This window comes from Arthrobacter sp. MYb213 (genome assembly GCF_002979915.1).
Lineage (GTDB): Bacteria > Actinomycetota > Actinomycetes > Actinomycetales > Micrococcaceae > Glutamicibacter.
Window position 1 is genome coordinate 1 of sequence record NZ_PCQA01000001.1, and the last position, 20,646, is coordinate 20,646.

Genomic DNA, 20,646 nt, shown 5'->3' on the forward strand with positions numbered 1-20,646 from the left:
CCCCGCCCCCCTCCATAGTGCTCCCCAAAATTAGATTCTGCCCATAAACAGCGGTTTCTCGGCCTTTTTGCGCCAGAACTCCTTAACTGTCGGTCCATTCTTCCTTAGACCCTCCACAACAGAAGCTGGGAAAAACCCGCGAAATCAAGGCCTTTTTTAATTCCAACTCCTCGCGAAAACGCGTTGTTTGCGTTGACAGTGGAGGGTTGTGGAGTAAAGTGGAGTGCAGTAGAGGGAATTGGGTAATTGGACCACTTTGCGGGAGAGGCGGTGTGCATGTTCCTTGGAACGTACACGCCCCGACTCGATGAAAAAGGTCGACTAATTCTGCCTGCTAAATATCGTGACGAGCTCTCATTTGGCCTAGTGCTTACCCGAGGGCAGGAACGTTGCATATATGTCTTTAGCCAGCGCGAGTTTGAGAAGCAACATGAGCAACTAGCTCAGGCATCGCTGACTTCGCGTAAAGCACGAGATTATGCGCGTGTGTTCTTGTCAGGTGCTTCTGACGAATTGCCAGACAAACAAGGACGAGTCACGATTCCGCAGGTATTGCGTAGCTACGGAGGCTTGGACCGTGAAGTGACGGTCATCGGTGCGGGAAACCGAATCGAAATTTGGGACTCCACTGCCTGGCAGCAGTACTTGCAAGAACAGGAAGAAGTATTTTCCGAAACGGACGAAGACTAGAACCCATTGCGGGTTCCGGTGTTTTCCACAGAAACAAGAACGCTGGGATGAGATCTCCAGCCACCTTGACGGTGACTTGCTCTGGCTCCACTTCCCCGGATCCAGATCAAAATTCATCGACACGAGGTTGGATGGGGATCTGATTCCAGCGGAGACAACAACAGCGAAAAGGGGGCGCAGTGCCGAATCAAGATTCTCAACGACCAGCTTCGGAGCGACATGTTCCGGTATTACTGGATCGATGCGTCAATCTTTTGGCACCGGGCATCGAGCGCGCCAATGCCGACGGACGTAGAGCCGTTGTTGTGGACTGCACCCTAGGAATGGGTGGACACTCCGAGGCGATCCTGCAACGCTTCGACAATCTCCACCTGATCGGTCTTGACCGTGACGAGCAGGCTCACCAGCTTGCCGGAGCTCGTCTAAAGCCTTTCGAAGATCGAGTAGACCTTGTGCATGCGGTCTACGACGAAATCTCGGACGTGGTGGAAGACCTGGGTTTCCCGGGAATCGACGGCGTACTTTTTGATCTTGGTGTTTCCTCATTGCAACTCGATGAGCGCGAACGAGGTTTTGCATATTCCTACAATGCGCCTCTAGATATGCGTATGGACACCTCGGTGGGTCCAACTGCCGAAGACTTGGTCAACGACCTGGACCGTGAGCGACTGCTCCGGATTATTCGTCAGTGGGGCGAAGAGAAATTTGCGGGTCGAATTTCTACAGCCATCGTGGAGGCGCGAGCCACAGAACGAATCACGACGACAGCTCAGCTGGTCGAGGTTATTCGCTCGGTAGTTCCTGCTGCTGCAGCACGCACCTCAGGGCACCCTGCAAAGCGAACTTTCCAAGCATTGCGTATTGCGGTGAATGAAGAGCTTGACGTTCTGGAACGAGCTATACCTGCGTCGATGTCCTCACTACATGTTGGCGGCCGGGTGGTCGTCATGAGTTACCACTCGCTCGAAGACAAAATCACCAAACGTCACTTCGTCAAGGGTTCTACCTCGTCGGCTCCTCCGGGTTTTCCAGTTGAGCTGGAAGAGCATAAGCCCGAATTCAAGGTACTCACCAAGGGCACCGAGAAGCCGACAGAAGCAGAAATCGCAGAAAATCCACGTGCTGCATCGGCCCGCTTGCGTGCGGTCGAAAGAGTTCTGAAAAGGAGCTAGCCCATGACCCAACGAGCCCAACGTCGAGTCACCAAGACCGCCGCAATGACCGCACAGACGGTTGTCGACGGTAGTGCTGCTCGCGCCGTTCGTCCGGAACCAGTGGCAGCAAGTGAACTTCCAGAGCTTGATTCGCGCCAGCGCGTTACGCTCTCACTCGTACCGCGTATTAACGAGACCAACAAGCGTTCGATGTTGGTCATGGTGATTGCTCTGGTCGTCGTGGCATTTTCAGTGATAGTTACGCTCGTGCTGATGAACACGTCGGTAGCCCAAAGACAATATGACATTGTGTCTTTGCGAAACCAAGAACGCGTGCTCTCGCAAGAAAACCAGGCGCTACTCAAGGAAGCTCAATCGCTGTCAGCTCCGCAGGCGCTGGCCAAAAAAGCGAAAGCGCTTGGCTTAGTAGCACCGGGGGCTCCTGGACTGGTGGATCTCAACGACAACTCCATCACGAAGTCTGCAGACAAGGCCGTGGAGGCGGAAGGTAATTCCGCCAACTACGCAACGTTGCCACTACCGGGGCAGAGCATCCGCGAGAAGGCAAAGGCCGACACGAAGAAGAGTGAGTCCAAGGCACCAGTGCCTACTGTGGGCAATGCCTCTAAAGATGATGCGAAGCCGGCTACCGATTCGGCGGACTCGAAGAATTCCACGAAGTCTGTAGTGAAAGACGAATCGGCAACTCGCAAGATTGCCGATGACGGACGACCGGTCTTCAAAGATAGCGAACTCAACGGCGGCACGATCCCAGCACCAATGATCAAATCCCCGACGAACTAGCTTTCGCTTTCTAAGCTAGAACCACGACGGTAATTCTCGCTGTCAAGAAACCACGTTGAGGGGACTGAGTATCACCGTGAGCTCGACCGCACTGGACACAGCAAAAAAGCGCATGCGTTTTTTGCTCATCTTATCTTTGGCAGCACTCCTAGCAATCGCGGGCCGATTGTTTTGGGTACAGGGAATTAACGCTTCGACCGTCGCCGATGCCGCGCAGGCAGACCGCCAGCGCGAAGAAGTCATCGCGCCGACCCGTGGTTCTATCGTTGATCGCAACGGTACGTTGTTGGCGGTCAGCGTTGACCGTTACGACCTGGTTATTGACCAGCGAGACCAGCGAGATCAATTCCGCCGCGCCAAGCGCGATGGCACCAACGGTAGCGAGTTCATCGGTTGGGATCAGGCGGTCAAGGAACTAGCCCAGATTCTTGACCAGGATCCAGCAGAGCTTGCCACTTCCGTTCAGCCGCAGGACGGTGCCAAACCCAAAGGCTACGTGGTCCTGGCCAAGGGAGTCACTCCAGAAGTTAAAAACGAAGTGATGGAAGTCGGCATCCCACGCCTTTCCCCATTGCTACGTAGCGAACGACAGTACCCACAAGGCGTGATCGCCGGACCGCTCCTAGGTTTTGTGCGAAACTCTGAGGATCAAACATCCGTGGTGGGTGCTGAAGGCTTAGAACTGAGCCAAGAGAAGCATCTTAAAGGAACCGAAGGCAGTCGCAAGATTGAGGTCAGTGCCGACGGCGTCCGCATTCCGGTCACCGAGGTTGAAGAGACCCCAGCGGTTAACGGCCAAGACGTCATGCTGACCATCGACTCCGATGTGAACTATGTGGCACAGCGTGAGGCCGAGAAGAAGCAGAAGCAGTTTAATGCCCAATGGGTATCGGTAGTCGTTCAGGAAGTAAAGACCGGCAAGATCCTTGCCATTGGTGACTCTGCTCAATTAGATCCCAATGACCCAGGTGCTACCGATCCAGAATTTCGTCGCTCCGTGTCCATTACCCGGGCTTTTGAGCCTGGATCCACCGGCAAAGCTGCAATTTTTGCTGCGGCAATTGATCAGGGAGCGGTGACGCCTAAGACCGAGTTCCGTGTTCCGAACAAGTACACAGTCACCAAGGAGACTATTAACGACTCCTTGCCACACGACACTTTCGATATGACTGCGGCTGGAATTTTTGCTCGTTCCTACAACACCGGTACCGTGATGGTCGGAAACAAGCTGACCAAAAAACAACGCTATGACTACATGCGAAAGTTTGGGCTAGGAAGCCCGATTTACCTTGGACTAAACGGTGCAAGCGCTGGACAGCTGGCGAAACCAGAAAATTGGGATCGCCGCCAGCAGTACACCACGATGTTTGGCCAAGGTTATTCGCAAACTGTCCTTCACACCGCCTCGATTTTCCAGACTCTAGCCAACGGCGGAGAGCGCATCGCACCGAGCCTCATTGAAGGCTATAAAAACGATGATGGAAGCGTAACCGAACCGGATCAGTCAAAAACGAGCCGCGTTGTGAAGAAAGAGACAGCAAAAGAGATGCTGAAGCTCATGGAAGGCGTCGTGGAATCGGGCACCGGTACTAAAATGAAGATACCGGGATACCGCGTAGGCGGTAAAACAGGTACCGGACAGGCCGCAAGTGATAAGGGCTATGACGGGTACAGCTATTCCTTCGCAGGCGTAGCACCACTGGATGACCCACAGTACGTTGTGGTGGCAACCATGTACCGTCCGCAAGGTAGCTGGAAAAACTTTTCGGTCGCCGACACGTTTACCGAAGTAATGAGTCACGTACTCAACACCTACAACGTGCCACCAAGCTCCACAAAATCAGAAGCGTATGACGTCTTCGTTGGTAAGGAACAAAAGAAACCTTGGTAGTTCAGGAATCAGGCACGCCACGCGAGCTGGAACATCATTTGCGACCTAGCACGGTCAAAGGCATCGACTTTGATCAGTTGCTAGAACCTCTCGCTGCAACCGCTCATGGAGCCGCTAATAAGCGACCTATTACCGGAGTGAGCCTGAACCCACAGATAGTTCAGCCCGGGGACGTATTCCTGGCCATCTCGGGCGCAAAACGTCACGGCGCAGAATTCCTAGACACCGCCATAGCCAATGGAGCCGTCGCGCTGATCACCGATGAGGCGGGCCTCAATCTGTTGGCGGAACCGGCATCGATTCCGGTGGCAGTAGTCAGTGACGTGCGTAAAATTGCAGCTCGTGCCGCCAGCATGGTCTACGGTACTGCCCGGAACTGCCCGGAACTGCTAGCGGTGACCGGTACCAATGGTAAAACCACCACCACCTTTATGATCCGGGCAATTACCGAGGCCCTTGGCTCACACGCAGGTCTTGTTGGCACCATTGAAATGTCTGCTCGCGGTCAAATTATCCCTAGCGTGCTCACCACCCCCGAGGCCACCCAGTTACATGGTGTCCTTGCACGGATGCATGAACAAGATATTTCCACGGTGGCAATGGAAGTTTCTAGCCATTCGCTGAGTTACGGTCGAGTCGACGGATTGCAGTTTGCCGTATCCGGATATACCAACCTCACCCAGGACCATCTCGATCTACATGGCTCCATGGAAGACTACTTCCAGACCAAGGCGCAACTGTTTACCTCGGAGCACAGCCAGCGTGCAGTGGTGATGGTCGATGACTCCTATGGACAGCGACTGGCACAGAATGCGTCAATTCCCACCGAGTCACTGAGCCTTGACTCAAAGACCGATGCCGACTGGCACGTAGCGAACATTGCGCCCAGCGTATTAGGACATGAGTTCTCCATCGTGCACCGCGATGGACGTGAAATTCATGCCCGCACCGGTTTGCCGGGACTGTTTAATGTCGCCAATGCGGCGCTGGCAACCGTGATGGTGCTGGCCAGCGGTGTCGCACTAGAACGGCTCCAGGAAGCACTGAAGCAAGCTGACCCACTGTCAGTATCGGTTCCAGGTCGTATGCAAGTCATTGGCGAGTCACCGGTGGCCGTGGTGGACTTCGCGCATAACTCCGATGCCATTGCCAAAGCCTTGGAATCGATGCGCGTCACCGAGCAAGGACGTCGAATTATCGTTTTCGGTGCCACCGGTGAACGTGACAAGACCAAGCGCCCAGATATGGGTGCCGTGGCGGCGCGTCATGCAGACATCGTTATTGTCACCGATGACGATCCACATGGGGAAGACCCGGAACCAATCCGCGAACAGGTTGCCGCCGGCGCGCAAGCGGTCATCGACGCTGAACGTACATCGGTTCAGCTATTTAACATCGCGCCACGCGCTAAAGCCGTAGAGTTCGCTGTGAGTTTGGCTGGAGTGCAAGACGCGATACTCGTTGCCGGTCGCGGACACGAAGTTAGCCAAGACGTAGCCGGTATTGACGTTGAGTTAGATGACCGCGTCGAACTGGCCAATGCGCTAAAGCTTCATGGATTTGTGACCATTTACTAGCTCACAGAAGTCCTCCTCAACCGCCGCTCAAGTGTAAAGTCCTAATTGCCATGATTGATTTGTCTCTCTCCGACCTGCTCGCGATCACCGGGGGTCGCGCGACAGCTACTGTCGCCCCATCCACCGTCATCTCATCGGTTACTACCGATTCGCGTGACGTGCTTCCCGGAGCCCTTTTTGTTGCTAAACCCGGCGAATTTTCTGACGGACACGCCTTTATTGACAAAGCCCTGTCCAGCGGAGCCACGTTGGCCCTCGCCGAACGTGTCACCCTCGACGAGCAAAGAGCCGAACATCCGGCAATTATTGTCGATGACGCGGTCGAAGCGATGGGCCAGATCGCTGCGCACATCGTTGAGTATCTGAAGAAGAAAAACGACGCCGTGGTCATCGGTATCACCGGCTCGGCCGGCAAAACAACCACCAAAGACCTCTTAGCAACCATTCTGTCCAAGGTTGCGCCTACGGTGTCGCCGATTGGCTCCTATAACGGAGAAGTCGGAGTACCCCTGACCGTCTTTAGTGCCACCGAAGACACCAAGTACTTGGTGATCGAGATGGGCGCTACCGGTATTGGCCACCTGACCTACCTCACCGATATGGTCCACCCTAAGATCGGGGTGGTGTTGTGTGTAGGCACCGCACATGCCGGTGAATTTGGCGGAGTGGAAAATATTGAAAAGGCCAAGGGCGAACTTGTTGAAGCCTTAGACGCTTCCGGGACCGCACTACTAAATTTTGATGACTCGCGAGTCGCACGGATGGCGCAGCGCTCCGGGGGAGCGGTACGTTACTTCGGTACCGTCAGCAACAAACCCGAGAACGCGAGCGTCTGGGCGCAAGATGTCGTGGTCAACTCCGATGGACAGCCTGAACTGACTCTAGAATTTTCCAATGGTTACAGCCAGCGCATCACCTCAGGACTGCTTGGACGCCATCATGTCTCGAATATCTTGGCCGCTGCAGGTGCAGCCGCTGAACTAGGTATCGACTCGGCCCTAATTGCGCAGACCCTTGACGGGCTGACTGCTGGCAGTCGCTGGCGCATGGAACGCATTGAGCGCGCCGATGGAGTGACCATCATTAACGATGCGTACAACGCGAATCCAGAGTCCATGCGTGCAGCACTTCGCACGCTGGCCGAACTAGGACTTCCTAACGAGCAAGGTGTTGCCCGGCGTACCTGGGCGGTATTAGGCGAAATGCTGGAGCTCGGCGACGAATCCCGACACGAGCATGATGTTTTGGGCCGCATCGCGGTACGAATGAACATCAAAAAGTTGTTGGTGATTGGCTGGGGCGCAAAGCTGGCATATAACTCGGCGGTGCTCGAAGGCAGTTGGGGTGACGAAGCCTACTTCGTGGAAACCATCGAAGAGGCACGTAGCCAGCTTGCCGAGCAGCTTTTGCCCGGCGATATAGTTTTGTTCAAATCTTCAAATGGCGCCGGGTTACGACACCTAGGTGATGACATTGCAGCACTGGTGAAAGAAGGCGAAGACGCATGATCGCATTGATTCTAGGCGCAGGCATTGCCTTAGTGCTGACCATGGTGGCCATGCCGCTGTATATCCGACTGCTGACCAAAAAGCAGTACGGACAAGTAGTGCGTGACGACGGACCGAACTCACATGCGGTGAAGTCCGGTACCCCCACCATGGGTGGTGTGGTCTTTATCCTTGCGGTCTTTGTTGCTTACTTCCTCACTCACGGCATCCTAGGGCTGATGGGGCGTACTTCCTCCGGGATTACCGCCAGCGGCTTGCTGGTATTGCTCTTGTTCGGCGGAATGGGACTTGTCGGCTTCCTCGATGACTTCATCAAGATCGCCAAGAAGCGTTCCTTGGGACTGCGCGCCTACCAGAAGATCGTCTTACAGGCGATTGTGGGCATCAGCTTCGCAGTTCTTGCCTTGCAGTTCCCTAACGCTCAAGGGCTGACGCCCGGGTCGACGGCGATTTCATTTTTGCGAGATCTGAAGATTGACCTAGCCTTCGCCGGACCATTGGTGGGTCTGATTCTCTTTGTGCTTTGGGCCAATCTGATCTCCACTGCGACCACCAACGGTGTGAACTTGGCTGACGGTCTTGACGGTCTTGCCACTGGTGCTTCGATTATGGTGTTCGGCGCTTACACGCTCATTGGTATCTGGCAACAAAACCAGGCCTGTGGCCGCGATAATGCGATGGAAGTTTGCTACACCGTGCGCGACCCGCAGGATCTAGCGCTGCTCGGTGCAACGATTTCCGGCGCCTTGATCGCCTTCCTCTGGTGGAACGCTAAGCCAGCGAAGATCTTCATGGGGGATACCGGCTCGCTAGCTATTGGTGGCGCCCTCGCAGCGATGGCGATCCTCTCACGTACCCAGCTGTTGCTGGTTGTCATTGCCGGCCTGTTCGTCATCATCGCCTTGTCGGTGATCATCCAGGTTGGTTACTTCAAACTTTCCGGTGGTAAGCGCGTCTTCAAGATGGCGCCTTTGCAACACCACTTTGAGCTCTCGGGCTGGCCCGAAGAGAATGTTGTTATTCGTTTCTGGATTCTGGCCGGTCTCTTTGTCGCAGCCGGGCTGGGTCTGTTCTACTCCGAATGGGTTGTCGCACTGTGAGTGAAAAACTGGCCAATCTGACCAGCTGGGATGCAAATTGGAAAGATCTGCGCGTTGTTGTTGCAGGTCTGGGGCTCTCCGGATTTTCGGCCGCCGACACACTGATTGAGCTTGGCGCCATAGTTACCGTCATTGACGGACGCGATGATGAGATCAACTCGCAGCGTGCCGAGACCCTGAAAATTGTCGGAGCACATCAGGTGTTGCTCGGTGCAGAACATATCGATTCGTTGCCGCAGGTTGACGGGGCCGCGCCGGATCTGGTCGTGGTTTCGCCAGGCTGGAATCCACGCCACCCAGTCTTGGCTGCTGCAGCCGAAGCCGGGATAGAAATCTGGGGCGATATTGAACTTGCCTGGCGAGTGCAGAACCGTGCAGGTCGCACCGCGCCGCAGTGGCTAGCGATCACCGGTACCAACGGTAAAACCACGACCGTAGGCATGACCGAAGCAATCTTGCAGGCCGCCGGCTTACGTGCGATCGCCGTGGGCAACGTGGGCACCCCCATCTTGGATGCGGTTCGTGAACCGGTGGACTACGACGTATTTGTTGTTGAACTCTCCAGCTTCCAGCTGCACTACACCCACAGCATCTCTCCATTGGCCTCCGTCGTCTTGAATATTGCCGAAGATCATGTGGACTGGCATGGTGGCTTTGAGGCCTACCAGGCCGATAAAGCCAAGATCTATGAGCGAACCCAAATCGCCGCGATCTTTAACGTCGCAGACGCCAAGACACTTCAAATGGTTGAGAACGCGGATGTCGTTGAAGGATGCCGCGCCATCGGCTTCTCTACCGACAGCCCAACGGTTTCCACCGTAGGGATAGTTGAAGGACTATTGGTGGACCGCGCATTTATCGAAGAGCGCCGAAGCAACGCCTTAGAACTGGTGGCGCTGAGCGACATCGGTGAAATCGTTCCGAAGCATACCGCAGCCAATGCCGCCGCGGCCGCTACTTTAGCCCGAGCATACGGGGTAGAAGCAGAGGCAATCGCTATGGGTTTGAGCAGTTTTGATTCTGGTGCTCACCGTATTCAAGCAGTGGCGCGACGCGATGACATCTTGTGGATCAATGATTCAAAGGCCACTAACCCGCACGCAGCTAATGCCTCGCTGGCAGCCTTTAGCTCGGTGGTGTGGATTGCCGGCGGACTGTCTAAAGGTGTGGACTACACCGAGCTGATCAAAACTCATGCTCAGCGTTTACGCGCCGTACTGCTCATTGGTACCGATAACGACTCACTGCGTGCGGCACTGGCCGAACATGCTAGTGACGTTCAGTTGGTAGATATCACCGCGCTAGGACAAGCTGCCACGGCAGTGCCTCCGACAGGCTCGCAGGTGATGACCCAAGCCGTGCGCAAGGCAGCAGAACTTGCTCAAGCGGGGGATACCGTATTGATGGCCCCGGCAGCTGCCTCGATGGACCAATTCAGTTCCTACGCCCAGCGTGGCAACGCATTTATCAGCGCTGTCAGTGATGTCATGGATGAGGGAACCGCAGGAACTAAGTAAGCAACTGGACCGGACGGGAGGCAATGATGGCAACAGCACGTGGCAAAAACACCAAGAATAGAAAGCCTAAGTTCTCCCCGGTAGGTCGGCTCATCGGCAACATCGAATCTGGCAGTGCACGCACCGCTTCGATCGATTACATGCTGGTGTTTGTCACCTCAATTGCCTTGGCAATATTTGGTGTGCTGATGGTGCAGTCCTCGGCGTCCGTTGAGGCAATTGCTCGCGGCAATGATGGTTTCACCGTGGCGTTATCCCAAGCGATGTTTGCCGGGTTAGGCATTGTTGCGATGATAGTGATGCAGTTTTTCAAACCTGCAACGCTGAAAAGACTGGCCTGGCCAGCCGCACTCGTGGCGGTACTACTGTTGTTCCTAGTGGCGTTCACTCCACTAGGCCATGAGGTCCTGGGTAACCGAAACTGGATTCGTATTACCAGCACCATCGGCCTGCAGCCCAGTGAGTTTGCGAAGTTAGCCTTGGCAGTTTTTGCTGCATTCATGCTTGAAAAAAAGCAAAACATGCTCCACGACTACAAGCACTTATTTGTACCTATCGTTCTTCCCATCGGCGGCGCCATTCTTTTACTGGTGTTGGCCGGTAAAGACGTAGGCACCGCGCTGGTATTGATCTTGATCATTGCCACGGCACTGTTTCTTGGCGGACTGAAGATGAAGTGGCTAGCGCTGGCGAGCATTGTAGGTTTTGCAATGCTCGCGGTGCTGGTATTCGCTTCTTCTAACCGTCGTGCACGTGTGTTGGCTTGGTTGAAAATTGACTGCGGTGTCGATGACAGAATCTGTTACCAGTCCAGCATGGGACTGCACGCATTCGCCTCCGGCGGTTGGTTCGGCGTCGGAGCAGGGCAATCACGACTCAAGTGGTCCTACGTTCCCGAAGCGCAAAACGACTTCATCTTCTCAATTCTTGGCGAAGAATTCGGATTTGTTGGTGTTCTCTTCGTCCTATGCATGTTTGCACTGCTGGCCTTGGCCATGTTCCGTATCGCGATGCGCGCCAGTGATTTGTACACCAAGGTATTGATGGGTTGCATTTCCACCTGGATCATCGGACAAACATTCATCAATCTTGGTACGGTCAGTGGATTGCTACCGGTCATTGGTGTGCCGCTACCTTTCATTTCTTCCGGTGGTTCGGCGATGCTTGCGGTAATGCTAGCTATGGGCTTCGTGCTTTGTTCGGCACGCGCTCAGAAACTTGCTGCCCTAGCGAACTTTGCTACGGACACCAAAAAGTCGCCAAAGTAAGTTTTACGTTGATTGTGCCTAATCGCTGGTCTTGGACCCGAGGAGTATAAAAGCCATGAGTGATCCGATCCGTCTGGTCGTTGCCGGAGGCGGAACCGCCGGCCATATTTCGCCAATGCTAGCCATCGCAGATGCAGTGCGTGAGCAAGATTCGCAGGCAAGCGTCGTTGCCCTGGGTTCTCCCGGTGGGCTTGAAACGAAGCTGGTTCCCGAAGCCGGTTATCGGTTAGCGCTGATCCCTAAGGCGCCGATGCCCAGAAGCATCAACCTCGATCTGCTCAAGTTTCCGTTTCGGTTCCTCAGCGCAATCAATGAAGCAAAGAAGATACTGCGAGAAACCAAAGCCGAAGCATTGCTCGGCGTCGGCGGATACGTCTGCACCCCGGCTTACCTAGCGGCTAAAAAGCTTGGCATCCCAACTTTTGTTCACGAAGCAAATTCGGTTGCAGGCATGGCCAATAAGCTGGGTGCAAAACACGCGGTCGGTGTCGGAACTACATTCGCTAACACCGGACTACCAAACGCACGTCAGGTTGGCATGCCGATGCGATCTAACGTCGCGCTGATGGATCGGTCCGCGATTCGTGACGAGGCTCGTGCGTACTTTGGCCTCACCGATCAGTCGCCGGTGCTGGTGGTCACCGGTGGGTCTTCCGGTGCGCAGAGCATTAACGAGACTATTGTTGCTTCGCTTGACCAGCTGCACGCTGCAGGAGTGCACGTAGTGCATATCACCGGTCGAGGGAAGCAAATTACCGATGCCCAAGGTAACCATCTGGAACACGCCGGTTATACGCAACGCGAGTACGTGGACCGAATGGAGTTCGCTTACGCCGCGGCAGACCTGATGATCTGCCGTTCCGGCGCGGGCACCGTGTGCGAGCTGGCGGTGGCTGGAACCGCTTCAGTTCTCGTTCCATTGCCAATTGGCAACGGTGAACAGAAACTAAATGCGAGCGAGCTGGTTGCAGCCGGAGGCGCATTATTGGTTTCGAACTCGGACTTTACTCCCGGCTATGTCACCGACACGGTCCTGAACTTGATCACCGATCAGCATAAACTTGAACAGATGTCGCAAGCTGCTGCTTCGCTGGGACAACGAGACGCTGCCGAACAGATGGCAGCAATGATTATCGACGAAGTTTCATCCCGGCGTTCCGCGTCGGGTCAGGAAGGCTAAATTATGGCACAGCAGCCAGGCAACCACATCGCCGAATTAGGCAAGGTACATCTGATGGGCGTTGGCGGCGTCGGCGTCTCAGCCGTAGCCCGACTGCTCCTGGACTACGGGGTAGCGGTCTCTGGTTCAGACGCCAAGGATTTGCCGGTCCTTGAAGGCCTTCGTGAACGTGGCGCTCGGATCCATATCGGCTACGACCCACAAAACTTGGGTGATGCGGACACCGTGGTGATCTCCTCGATCATCAAACCAGGCAACGCGGAATACGATGAAGCATTGCGCCGTGGACTGAAGATCATGCACCGTTCCGAGGGTCTCGAAGCGACTATGCGTGGACATCAGCAGGTGGTGACTATCGCCGGTACCCACGGAAAAACTACGACTACCTCGTTGACCGCCCACATGCTCAAAACCGCATCGGCTGCGCCATCCTTCGCCGTGGGAGCAAACATTCCAAGTCTTGGTACGAATGCGGAATTGGGCCGTGGAGAGATCTTCGTGGCGGAAGCAGACGAGTCTGATGCTTCGTTCTTAAACTACCGACCAAATGTCATCGTCGTCACCAATATTGAGGCGGATCATCTGGATCACTACGGCACCGCCGAAGCGGTCCACCAAGCTTTCGTAGAATTCGCTCGCTTGTTACCCGAAGACGGTCTGCTCATCTGTTGTGCCGATGACCAAGGTGCTAATGATCTTGCGCGGAAGATGCGTGCGGAACGACCCGAGTTGCGGATCCAGACCTACGGTTTTGCCGATCACGCGGATCGCCGACTTAGTAACGCCCGGGCCTTGGAAGATGGCCGATTTGAGGCCACCATCGAGTGGGGTAGCGGTCAGAGTCATATTCTGAATCTCGCGGTGCCCGGGGAGCACAATTTGCTCAACGCCGCAGCGGCGCTAGCCGTAGGCATGGACGCGGGACTGGAGATTGAAGAAGCGTTGGTGGCGCTGGGAAGTTTTGCTGGTGCCGCTCGTCGCTTTGAATTTAAAGGCTCGGGCAATGGCGTTCGAGTCTATGACGATTACGCTCACCACCCCACCGAGGTTGATGCCGCGTTGAAGGCCGGCCGAGCGGTGGCAGGCAACGGAAAGTTGCACGTCATCTTCCAGCCACACCTCTTTAGCCGGACCCAGGAATTCTACCGTCAGTTTGCCCAGGCCTTGTCTTTGGCAGATAGCGTGCGGGTGTTAGAAATTTACCCTGCCCGCGAAGAGCCGATCCTTGGGGTTACCAGCGAGCTCATTGCCCAGCGCATTGAAGTACCTAGCGAGGTTCTCACTCCGCTGGCTGCAGTAGCCCATGCGGTGGAGTACGCCGAGCCTGGTGACGTGGTGATGACCATCGGCGCCGGTGATGTAACCGAACTGGGCGAGCAAATTGTTGCTGCATTGTCCTTCGACTAAATCTGGAGGTTAATGTGATGGAAAATTCCAAGGTAGTCGAGCTTCCGGCAAGTCCGGAGAAAAAGCGTCGCAAGCTGCTACTCATTATTGCCGCGAGCATTGTGGCTTTGAGCGTTACCGCCGTGCTGGTGCTGAGTTTTTCTCCGTTGCTTGCGGCGAAAAAAATCGAAGTGACCGGCAGTAAATTGGTCAGCGAGAAAAAGCTACTTGAGGTGTTGGCCCCGTTGCAGGGGGTTCCACTGCCACGCATCTCAGAGTCGCGCGTAGCGGAACTCATCGGTGATGAACCGGCCGTGGATGAAATCGTTGTCCGAGCAAAGATGCCAGATACTCTCGTAGTTGAGGTCGTTGAAGCTGAACCTGTAGCGATCTTAGTGGACGGCAAGAACTCATTTATTGTTTCCTCCACCGGCGAGAAGCTGAAGAAGATTGGTGAGAAAGATAAAACCAAGCTTCCTCGCGTCAAAGCGTCAGATGAAACGAAAGATCCCGAGAAATTTCAACTGTTGACGGGAATTTTGAGTACCGTGGAGCCAAAGGTGCTTAAACAGGTGTCAACGGCGACCCTCACCCAGGCTGGCTTCATGGAGCTAGCCTTGCCGAACAAGCGAACTCTGATCTGGGGAGACGGAGATAAAGCCGCACTTAAAAACGAAGTGGCTAATATTTTCCTGAAACAGCTCAAAGAAAATAAGGCCAAGGCTAAAGTCATCGACGTAACCAATCCAGAAAACCCGGTGACGTATTAAGTCGTTCGCCACGGGCGAGGGATGAACATTCTCAAGGGAAATTCTGGAAAGATAGGTTTCAAGAGACGACACGCCCCAGCGGTCGTTGCAGAAAGCCAGCATGGCTCATAGCGTTCTTAATAGCGATAGCTTGACAGAATCTTAACCTTAAGGTTAAGAGTCAAGGTTCTACGCATGAATCGTGAAATATGTAGCACATCTAACAAGGGAAGCGGGACGTGGCAGCTCCACAGAATTACCTCGCGGTCATTAAAGTCGTCGGAATCGGCGGTGGCGGTGTAAACGCAGTCAATCGAATGATCGAAGTCGGTCTCAAGGGCGTTGAGTTCATCGCCATCAATACCGATGCGCAGGCTCTACTCATGAGTGATGCCGACGTAAAGCTAGACGTGGGACGCGAACTTACGCGTGGCCTCGGCGCTGGTGCTAACCCTGATGTGGGACGCCAGGCAGCCGAAGATCACGTAGAAGAAATCGAAGACGTCCTACGCGGCGCCGATATGGTCTTCGTGACCGCCGGCGAAGGTGGCGGCACCGGTACCGGTGGCGCACCTGTCGTGGCACGTATCGCCCGCGGACTGGGTGCACTGACCATCGGTGTTGTAACCCGTCCATTCACCTTCGAAGGTCGTCGTCGTGCGAACTCTGCCGAAAACGGCATTGAAGCATTGCGCGATGAGGTCGACACGCTGATCGTTATTCCTAACGATCGCCTGCTGTCCATCTCTGACCGTAACGTGTCGGTGCTCGACGCATTCCGTCAGGCAGACCAGGTCTTGCTTTCCGGTGTTCAGGGCATCACTGACCTGATCACCACCTCAGGGCTGATCAACCTCGACTTCGCGGACGTCAAGTCCGTGATGCAGGGTGCTGGTTCGGCACTGATGGGTATCGGCTCGGCCCGAGGCGAAGATCGTGCGGTTAAGGCCGCCGAACTAGCAATCGCTTCGCCACTGCTGGAAGCATCCATCGACGGCGCACACGGCGTGCTCCTTTCCATCCAGGGTGGTTCGGATCTCGGCTTGTTCGAGATCAACGAGGCTGCTCGACTGGTGCAGGAAGTCGCACACCCAGAGGCAAACATCATCTTCGGTGCCGTCATTGACGATGCCTTGGGCGACGAAGCGCGTGTCACGGTGATTGCAGCAGGCTTTGACGAGCCAGATGTCACCAGCAAGCCAATGGCTCCGTTGGTCTCTAAGCCAGCAACAAGCCGTCCAGCGCAAGAGCAACCTGTTCCACAGGCTGCACCGGCAGAAGCGGCGCCAGCGCCGGAAGCGAAGCCGGTTGCTGCAGAGCAGAACAACTCCTTCCAGGATCTTCCAGATGTTGTCGATTCGGACCTTAACGGTTCGAACGATGATCTGGACGTTCCTGACTTCCTGAAGTAAATCAGCGATTAGCTGAGCAGTGCTACATTTCGCGTCGAACCTCGATTCGAGTATCCACCTGGCGTTTACCACGCAAGCCGAGGGAAACCTTGCCTTGCATGTGAACGATGACCCCCACCTCGTGGGGGAACATCGGGCCAGATTGGAAGACTCGATCGGGGTTCGACGTTTTTCTTTGCACTTCATGAACCAGATTCATTCCACCGAGGTGGTGCACATAGCCTCGGAGCGGCGCACCTCGTGGACAGAGCCGGAAGCGCCAACCTGTGACGCGCTGGTGGACCCCACCGGACGCGAAGCGCTGGCGGTGATGGTTGCAGATTGTCTGCCGGTACTATTCGTCGCTAAAGACGCTGCCCGGAAGCAAACGTTCACTGCAGCGGCCCACGCGGGTCGGCGGGGGCTACTGGACGGAATATTGACCCGTACGGTGGGTGAACTTCAAGCATTGGGAGCCGTGCACATCGAGGCGGTTATTGGCCCGGCAATTTGTGGCCAGTGCTATGAGGTCCCCGAATCAATGGCCGTGGAATCAGAGCAGTCTCGCCCCGGAATACGAAGCAACACTAGCTGGGGCACTCCGGCGCTCGACTTGCCGGCCTCCGCGCACAAGGAATTGTCAGATCTCGGAGTAAATGTGCAGCAAAGTGGTGTCTGCACGCTAGAAGATGAGAGATTCTTCTCCTACCGAAGAAGTTCACGGTCGGGCCGACTAGCCGGGCTGATTTGGCCGAAAATATAGGCCTGCGCGACACACCGCCCAAAAATATCGAATGAGCAATGCCAGCCGTTTGGCGTGCGGTAGCGTCAGAGTAGCGGATTCATGCACCTGGGGTTGCATGGACGGGACAACTGAGGAGAAAAAACGTGGCTGACGGACTACGCAAGGCAATGGTCTATCTCGGCTTGGCGGATGCCGTTGAGCAGAGTGAGGTCGATACGGACAACTCAGAACCGAGGACCCAGGTACGGGCCGTCGAGGATGTTGCAACGCAACGTCCAGTCGAGGCCCCGCGCCCGCAGCCGGTTGTTAAATCGGTTGCACCGCATTCAGTAGCCAAAGAACCAGAGAACGAATACCGTGCTCCGGTCACACCCATTAAGCGTGCCCCTTCAGTACGGGATGAGGATTCCGAATTGCGTCAAATTACTACCGTGCACCCACGTTCTTACAACGATGCCAAAATCATCGGTGAGAACTTCCGTGACGGAATCCCGGTGATCATGAACGTCACCGACATGGGAGAAACCGATGCCAAGCGTTTAGTCGATTTTTCGGCTGGCCTGGTTTTCGCACTCCACGGCTCGATTGAACGAGTTACTAACAAGGTTTTCTTGCTGTCCCCAGCCACTGTTGAAGTACTGGGAGAAGACCGCAAGCAGTCCGAAGCCCAGGCGACCTTCTTTAACCAGAGCTAAGTTGCCAGGAGCGAGCGCGTAAAAATGGTGTTCGGGATAATTTATCTCTTGTTAGCTGTCCTACAAATTCTGTTGATAATGCGAATTGTGTTGGACATAACTGAAAGTTTCGCTCGACACTGGCATCCTAAAGGGATTGCTCTGATCGCTGCGACAACAATCGTCACGATAACGGACCCTCCACTACGGTGGCTGCGTAGCAAGATCAAACCTCTGGATATCGGTGGAATCCGGCTTGACTTGTCATTTTTGATCCTGTTTATCGTCGTAATGATTGTCAAATCGATCGTAAGTGGCGTAGGTTACAACATAGGGAACTGATTAGGGATTTCGTAGAAGAATACGAGGTTCTAAAGAGGTCCTGAAGAGCAAAAAACAATAAAATTGAGTTGAACCGGCAGTTCGGTTTCGTAATTAGTGTCCGAATCGTTATATCCTTTAGGAAATGGTGCTCCGACTTCACCGGTCGCGACACTGAATGAACGGTAAGTGTTTCGCAAGACAGCAACTGTCGGGCGGAAATGATCCCAGTATTGAGGTGACCCAATGGCTTTGACGCCAGAAGACGTAGTCAATAAGCGGTTTCAGCCGACCAAGTTCCGAGAAGGCTACGACCAAGACGAGGTAGATGACTTCCTCGACGAGATCGTTGTGGAATTACGTCGCCTGACCGGTGAGAACGAAGAGTTGCGCCGCCGCTTGGCAGGGCAGGGTGGAGACACAAACGTCTCGGCCAAGGAACAGTCAGTTCCTGCTCCAGTTGCCGCCGCTCCAGCTGCTAAGCCAGCTGAAGAAAAGAAGGTCGAAACCAAGACCGAAGAGCCTAAGAAGGTCGAGACTCCAGTTGCTGCTCCAGCCGCTGAGGTCAAGAAGACCGAAGCTCCGGTTGCTGCAGCTAAGGTCGAGGACAAGAAGGACGCGGCTCCTGGAGCCAACGCTGTTCCTGCTGCTGCCCCTCGCACCGAGTCCGCAGAATCCGCAGCTAACGTACTTGCCATGGCACAGCGCCTGCATGATGAATATGTCGCCTCCGGTGTTGAGCAGCGCGACAAGATCATCTCGGAAGCTAAGACCGAGGCAAACTCGCTGGTTACCACCGCAGAAGAGAAGAGCCGTAAGACTCTCTCTGCACTGGAGCAGCAGAAGTCAGTACTTGAGCGTAAGCTTGAGCAGCTTCGCGGCTTCGAGCGTGACTACCGTGCACGTCTGAAGACTTACATCGAAGGACAGCTCCGTGACCTTGAGTCGCAGGGATCCATTGATAACGCAGGGAAGACCAACTAATCCTTATCGGGTTGATGGCTTGAACTAAATATCAGTACAATTAACGGTGGTGCTCGGATTGATCCGGCACCACCGTTGTTGTTTAAAGGGAATTAATGGGTAACAGTGTGAGTGCTTCACCATCTAGGAGTGCTGCCTCGGCTAAGCGCTTCGCAGGTCTTGGCCTGATCATCGCCGTAGTAGCGCTAGTTCTTGATCAAGCCGTCAAGATTCTCGTTGAGAGAACAATGAAACTCGGTGAATCAATTGAAGTGATTCCGAATTTCTTGGATATCCACTACATTCTCAACCCTGGCGCAGCCTTTTCCATCGGCGAAGATTTCACCATCATCTTCGCCATTCTGCAGGCCGCGGTAGCCGTATACGTGATTTATCTGCTGTTACGCAAAGTAGGCACCCGCGGCTGGGCGATCGTTTTGGGTTCGTTACTTGGGGGAGTACTAGGTAACCTGACCGACCGGTTGTTCCGCGAACCAGCCTATGGCTTCGGCCACGTGGTCGACATGTTCTCAGTCCAACACTTCGCGATTTTCAACGTCGCAGACTCATTTATCGTTTGTTCGATGATCGTGGTGGCGTTGATGCTGATACGCGGACGCAACCTCGATGGAACCATCGGTGATCCGCCCAAAAACAACAAGACTGACGCTGACGACGAGAAGACGGAGCCCACGGCATGAGCACGACTGAGGGAACTGAGATCCATGATCTCCTCGTGGCTGAAGAGGATGCCGGCCAACGGCTGGACTCGTATCTTGCCAAGGCGTTGGAGATCCCGAGAATTTTAGCGAAGACGCTGTTCAAAGACTCCATGGTTGAGGTCAATGGACGTGTGGTGACGAAGCCGCTGAAGGTTCGAGCTGGCGACGCGTTGCACGTGAGTATTCCACCGCAGTCCGACCCACTAGAAATTAGAGTAATTGCCGTGGAAGATTTGAAGATCATTGCCGACGAAGACGACTACGTTGTCATCGATAAGCCGGTCGGAGTCGCCGCGCATCCGTCTCCTGGATGGGTCGGACCTACCGTCGTGGGTGCACTCATGGCCGAAGGCTACAATATTTCCACCTCTGGTGCCGCCGAGCGTCAGGGTATTGTTCACCGCCTCGATGTGGGAACCAGCGGTCTCATGGTGGTAGCCAAATCGGAACGTGCCTATACGGGGCTGAAGCGCGCCTTTAAGGAACGCACCCCCAAAAAGATTTACCACGCGGTAGTTCAAGGACTACCTGATCCTCTTGAAGGAACCATCGATGCACCGATCGGCAGGCACCCAGGCCATGACTGGAAGTTCGCTGTCCTCGAAGGTGGACGCGACTCAGTCACGCACTACGAGATGCTCGAAGCCTTCGGCCGAGCAAGCCTGGTAGAAGTGCATCTAGAAACCGGACGCACCCATCAGATTCGTGTGCATTTCTCCGCCTTTGGACACCCTTGCGTCGGTGACCAGACCTATGGGGCAGACCCGAACCTCGGTGCTGCATTAGGGTTGACGCGCCAGTGGCTGCATGCCAAACGGTTGGGATTTAATCACCCGGTCACTGGGGATTGGGTTGAATATGAAAGTGAATACCCGCATGACCTCGCCGGTGCACTAGAACTGTTGCGCGAAGGTAGCTACTAGTCCTGTAGCCCACCGGCTATGAGAGCTCCCACAGCCGGTGGCAGGTGGACGATATTCGTGGCGTAAATCGTTAGACTGGTTCA

General features: G+C 54.9%; 19 protein-coding genes. All 19 read left to right on the forward strand.

The genetic code is table 11. The features are described 5' to 3' along the window. The first annotated feature begins 276 nt into the window (after positions 1-276). Entirely contained in the window at positions 277-690 is a 414-nt protein-coding gene (gene mraZ / locus CQ011_RS00005; protein ID WP_105673483.1) for a division/cell wall cluster transcriptional repressor MraZ, read from the forward strand. 179 nt (positions 691-869) lie between these two features. Then, positions 870-1,862 (forward strand): 16S rRNA (cytosine(1402)-N(4))-methyltransferase RsmH, encoded by a 993-nt coding sequence (gene rsmH, locus CQ011_RS00010; RefSeq protein ID WP_105673485.1) that lies wholly within the window; start codon positions 870-872, stop codon positions 1,860-1,862. Between the two features lie 3 nt (positions 1,863-1,865). Next, a complete protein-coding gene (gene ftsL, locus CQ011_RS00015) occupies positions 1,866-2,648 on the forward strand; it encodes a cell division protein FtsL (RefSeq protein ID WP_105673487.1) in 783 nt (260 codons plus the stop codon). A 76-nt stretch (positions 2,649-2,724) separates the two neighbouring features. After that, positions 2,725-4,539 carry a peptidoglycan D,D-transpeptidase FtsI family protein gene (locus tag CQ011_RS00020; protein WP_286161025.1) on the forward strand — a complete coding sequence of 605 codons (1,815 nt, stop codon included), beginning with the start codon at positions 2,725-2,727 and terminating at the stop codon, positions 4,537-4,539. Beyond that, positions 4,533-6,116 carry a UDP-N-acetylmuramoyl-L-alanyl-D-glutamate--2,6-diaminopimelate ligase gene (locus CQ011_RS00025; protein WP_105673489.1) on the forward strand — a complete coding sequence of 528 codons (1,584 nt, stop codon included), beginning with the start codon at positions 4,533-4,535 and terminating at the stop codon, positions 6,114-6,116. The genes CQ011_RS00020 and CQ011_RS00025 overlap by 7 nt, the downstream gene beginning before the upstream one ends. A gap of 50 nt (positions 6,117-6,166) precedes the next feature. Next, complete coding sequence (locus tag CQ011_RS00030) at positions 6,167-7,624, forward strand: UDP-N-acetylmuramoyl-tripeptide--D-alanyl-D-alanine ligase (RefSeq protein WP_105673491.1); 1,458 nt, start codon at positions 6,167-6,169, stop codon at positions 7,622-7,624. Next, entirely contained in the window at positions 7,621-8,724 is a 1,104-nt protein-coding gene (gene mraY / locus CQ011_RS00035) for a phospho-N-acetylmuramoyl-pentapeptide-transferase (protein ID WP_105673493.1), read from the forward strand. The genes CQ011_RS00030 and mraY overlap by 4 nt, the downstream gene beginning before the upstream one ends. Next, positions 8,706-10,241 (forward strand): UDP-N-acetylmuramoyl-L-alanine--D-glutamate ligase, encoded by a 1,536-nt coding sequence (murD, locus tag CQ011_RS00040; RefSeq protein WP_105673495.1) that lies wholly within the window; start codon positions 8,706-8,708, stop codon positions 10,239-10,241. The genes mraY and murD overlap by 19 nt, the downstream gene beginning before the upstream one ends. A gap of 26 nt (positions 10,242-10,267) precedes the next feature. Further along, positions 10,268-11,509 (forward strand): FtsW/RodA/SpoVE family cell cycle protein, encoded by a 1,242-nt coding sequence (locus CQ011_RS00045; protein ID WP_286161026.1) that lies wholly within the window; start codon positions 10,268-10,270, stop codon positions 11,507-11,509. 55 nt (positions 11,510-11,564) lie between these two features. Beyond that, positions 11,565-12,689, forward strand: a complete 1,125-nt coding sequence (murG, locus tag CQ011_RS00050) for an undecaprenyldiphospho-muramoylpentapeptide beta-N-acetylglucosaminyltransferase (protein ID WP_105673499.1) — start codon at positions 11,565-11,567, stop codon at positions 12,687-12,689. 3 nt (positions 12,690-12,692) lie between these two features. Then, complete coding sequence (gene murC / locus CQ011_RS00055; protein ID WP_105673501.1) at positions 12,693-14,096, forward strand: UDP-N-acetylmuramate--L-alanine ligase; 1,404 nt, start codon at positions 12,693-12,695, stop codon at positions 14,094-14,096. Positions 14,097-14,113: 17 nt separating this feature from the next. Further along, entirely contained in the window at positions 14,114-14,845 is a 732-nt protein-coding gene (locus CQ011_RS00060; protein WP_105673503.1) for a cell division protein FtsQ/DivIB, read from the forward strand. A 218-nt stretch (positions 14,846-15,063) separates the two neighbouring features. Then, positions 15,064-16,236, forward strand: a complete 1,173-nt coding sequence (ftsZ, locus tag CQ011_RS00065) for a cell division protein FtsZ (protein ID WP_105673505.1) — start codon at positions 15,064-15,066, stop codon at positions 16,234-16,236. Between the two features lie 19 nt (positions 16,237-16,255). Further along, positions 16,256-16,978, forward strand: coding sequence for a purine nucleoside phosphorylase YfiH/LACC1 family protein (locus tag CQ011_RS00070; RefSeq protein ID WP_105673507.1), 723 nt, complete (start codon positions 16,256-16,258; stop codon positions 16,976-16,978). 125 nt (positions 16,979-17,103) lie between these two features. Continuing rightward, positions 17,104-17,655 carry a cell division protein SepF gene (locus CQ011_RS00075; RefSeq protein WP_105673509.1) on the forward strand — a complete coding sequence of 184 codons (552 nt, stop codon included), beginning with the start codon at positions 17,104-17,106 and terminating at the stop codon, positions 17,653-17,655. A 24-nt stretch (positions 17,656-17,679) separates the two neighbouring features. Further along, positions 17,680-17,976 (forward strand): YggT family protein, encoded by a 297-nt coding sequence (locus CQ011_RS00080; RefSeq protein ID WP_105673511.1) that lies wholly within the window; start codon positions 17,680-17,682, stop codon positions 17,974-17,976. A 225-nt stretch (positions 17,977-18,201) separates the two neighbouring features. Beyond that, positions 18,202-18,939, forward strand: a complete 738-nt coding sequence (locus CQ011_RS00085; protein WP_096257123.1) for a DivIVA domain-containing protein — start codon at positions 18,202-18,204, stop codon at positions 18,937-18,939. Positions 18,940-19,046: 107 nt separating this feature from the next. Continuing rightward, positions 19,047-19,619 (forward strand): signal peptidase II, encoded by a 573-nt coding sequence (gene lspA, locus CQ011_RS00090; RefSeq protein ID WP_286161027.1) that lies wholly within the window; start codon positions 19,047-19,049, stop codon positions 19,617-19,619. Further along, complete coding sequence (locus tag CQ011_RS00095) at positions 19,616-20,563, forward strand: RluA family pseudouridine synthase (protein WP_105673515.1); 948 nt, start codon at positions 19,616-19,618, stop codon at positions 20,561-20,563. The genes lspA and CQ011_RS00095 overlap by 4 nt, the downstream gene beginning before the upstream one ends. Positions 20,564-20,646 lie beyond the last annotated feature (83 nt).

Bases quoted from the DNA above. Each gene is read 5' to 3' on its own strand.
- mraZ (WP_105673483.1), top strand. From the start codon at position 277: ATGTTCCTTGGAACGTACACGCCCCGACTCGATGAAAAAGGTCGACTA.
- ftsL (WP_105673487.1), top strand. From the start codon at position 1,866: ATGACCCAACGAGCCCAACGTCGAGTCACCAAGACCGCCGCAATGACC.
- CQ011_RS00030 (WP_105673491.1), top strand. From the start codon at position 6,167: ATGATTGATTTGTCTCTCTCCGACCTGCTCGCGATCACCGGGGGTCGC.
- mraY (WP_105673493.1), top strand. From the start codon at position 7,621: ATGATCGCATTGATTCTAGGCGCAGGCATTGCCTTAGTGCTGACCATG.
- murD (WP_105673495.1), top strand. From the start codon at position 8,706: ATGGGTTGTCGCACTGTGAGTGAAAAACTGGCCAATCTGACCAGCTGG.
- CQ011_RS00045 (WP_286161026.1), top strand. From the start codon at position 10,268: ATGGCAACAGCACGTGGCAAAAACACCAAGAATAGAAAGCCTAAGTTC.
- murG (WP_105673499.1), top strand. From the start codon at position 11,565: ATGAGTGATCCGATCCGTCTGGTCGTTGCCGGAGGCGGAACCGCCGGC.
- murC (WP_105673501.1), top strand. From the start codon at position 12,693: ATGGCACAGCAGCCAGGCAACCACATCGCCGAATTAGGCAAGGTACAT.
- CQ011_RS00060 (WP_105673503.1), top strand. From the start codon at position 14,114: ATGGAAAATTCCAAGGTAGTCGAGCTTCCGGCAAGTCCGGAGAAAAAG.
- CQ011_RS00080 (WP_105673511.1), top strand. From the start codon at position 17,680: ATGGTGTTCGGGATAATTTATCTCTTGTTAGCTGTCCTACAAATTCTG.
- CQ011_RS00085 (WP_096257123.1), top strand. From the start codon at position 18,202: ATGGCTTTGACGCCAGAAGACGTAGTCAATAAGCGGTTTCAGCCGACC.
- CQ011_RS00095 (WP_105673515.1), top strand. From the start codon at position 19,616: ATGAGCACGACTGAGGGAACTGAGATCCATGATCTCCTCGTGGCTGAA.